Origin of the sequence: Bartonella sp. CE47NXGY, from assembly GCF_042195415.1 — a bacterium.
Lineage (GTDB): Bacteria > Pseudomonadota > Alphaproteobacteria > Rhizobiales > Rhizobiaceae > Bartonella.
Window position 1 is genome coordinate 1 of the sequence record NZ_JBHIOI010000118.1, and the last position, 1,730, is coordinate 1,730.

A 1,730-nucleotide genomic window follows, 5' to 3' on the forward strand; every position below is an offset into this window, starting at 1 on the left:
AGAAAGACTTAGCCCATCTTTCTTCACACCTAGAGGTCATGTTCTTTAAAATCAAGCAGCCCACGATAGTTTTTTATGCTCTTGTTGATTTCATCTATGAACGTTGAGAAGAGACAACGCCATTTAATCTAAACAGTTTTATAAAATCGGAAATTTTACTATAGCTTTTTAACTGAGCACTGTAGTGTGTAAATAGATATGTTTATTAAACTGCGTGTACGTAACATAAGGAAAAATACACAGACTAAAAAGGAATACCAAAGAGCAATATCTGAGTACCAAAGTACAGTATCCAATGGAAAAGAAAGCTTGTACTCCACGTACTTAGAAATAATAGGCAAAGAAACCGTTTCTTTATAACTACTTGGGAAAATTAAAACGACAAGCGCTACACTTATTAGTTTTAAAAGTCGGTGCATATACTGTTGTAAATCACGTGTTAGTTTCACCCAACCCGTTGTATCATCATCTTTATATTTTGGATTGTTCTGCAACTCAAAAGGAATATGAGAATTGCATAAAATTGCAAAAACCGCTGTGACTATTACCAAAGAAACAGATGCGAATGTCAAAATACTTTGAATAAAGTAGGGATTTTTTTTAATTCCTAAAAAACATAAAAATATAAAAGTTATAATGCCAAACAAGGCTCTTAGCTGTTTATCTGTAAACATATTTATTTCCTGCGGTTTTCGATAATTTTTTGATCTCTTTATTGATCTCATCTATAAGAGGTTCGTAATTGAGAACGCTTTTCGGAAGACCACCCCCATATATCCAAGCTTTCACTTGCGCTTTGGTACTAAAATCCGCATTTTCTGGTGTGGTATAATACTGGCCGCCATCAAACTTTTCACACTCTCTTGTGCCATCTTCATATTCGTAGAGGTTGTAAAAATACTCCTCTGCTCCGTCCCCCCAAGGAACATAACCAACAGCTGTTGCAACCCACTTTTTTCGCATGGGTTGTTTACGGATTGTTAAGAATAAATGTTTAAAAATGAACATGCTTTAATCCTAATTTTACCAATTGGTCTATTTACCTCAAATTTGATCATACAGAGCGTTTTATATTGCAGATGTTGATTCCTATCATAAAATCTTTAAATCGCTTTGTAAGGTGCTTTTTTATCGATTTAAATGCATATCTAATCGTAAAATGATCAGCACTTTTCACTATTTTGCTGTTTTAAGCCGCTTTAGAATTGCTACTGTTATGTTGCTCTTCACTAGGCTTGCCTATTCTCATGAATGAAATGCGCTTGCCTCCTAAAGCTAGGTTACGCGTATTTTCAACTGCTATAAAAACCTTCTCAGCAACACCATAAAGCCTGCTTTCTAAATCGCGACAATACTGCGCCAGATCAGCGCATGAGGGGACAAATGTTGTGGACATGCCTTTTGCCTCACCACGTATAAGGTTTTTAACGGCTTGCAATAAAGACCAGAGTGAAATGCCGTTAAGAGCAGCGATATAAGCCTTTGCACGCGCTTCTGCATTCGAAACTTTTTGCATTGTCAAACCACCTTCAAGCACATCAAGAGCCTCTGCTATGTCTTCAACAGATGCTTTCAAGGTAAGTAAGTTTTGAACAGTCTGGTAAGCTTCTAAAGCTTGTTTCTCTAGGGTTTTTGTCAATTGACTGCCATTGATCAAGGTCCATGGGAACTCCAGAGTTACACATTGCTCTATCTGTTGCACGGTATCTTGTAGAGGCGTCACTAAGCTG

At 36.8% G+C, this 1,730-nt stretch carries 3 protein-coding genes; all 3 read right to left on the minus strand.

Features of this window, described 5'->3' with window-relative positions; genetic code table 11:
- Positions 1 to 158 precede the first annotated feature (158 nt).
- Positions 159 to 674, minus strand: a complete 516-nt coding sequence (locus ACFIL3_RS09950) for a hypothetical protein (protein WP_375681438.1) — start codon at positions 672 to 674, stop codon at positions 159 to 161.
- Positions 661 to 1,008, minus strand: coding sequence for a hypothetical protein (locus ACFIL3_RS09955; RefSeq protein ID WP_375674614.1), 348 nt, complete (start codon positions 1,006 to 1,008; stop codon positions 661 to 663). The genes ACFIL3_RS09950 and ACFIL3_RS09955 overlap by 14 nt, the downstream gene beginning before the upstream one ends.
- 181 nt (positions 1,009 to 1,189) lie before the next feature.
- The coding region (locus ACFIL3_RS09960; protein WP_375682204.1) for a hypothetical protein at positions 1,190 to 1,730 on the minus strand (541 nt) is incomplete at its 5' end.

Excerpts from the sequence above, each read along its gene's own strand:
- ACFIL3_RS09950 (WP_375681438.1), bottom strand. The coding sequence starts at position 674 with ATGTTTACAGATAAACAGCTAAGAGCCTTGTTTGGCATTATAACTTTT.
- ACFIL3_RS09955 (WP_375674614.1), bottom strand. The coding sequence starts at position 1,008 with ATGTTCATTTTTAAACATTTATTCTTAACAATCCGTAAACAACCCATG.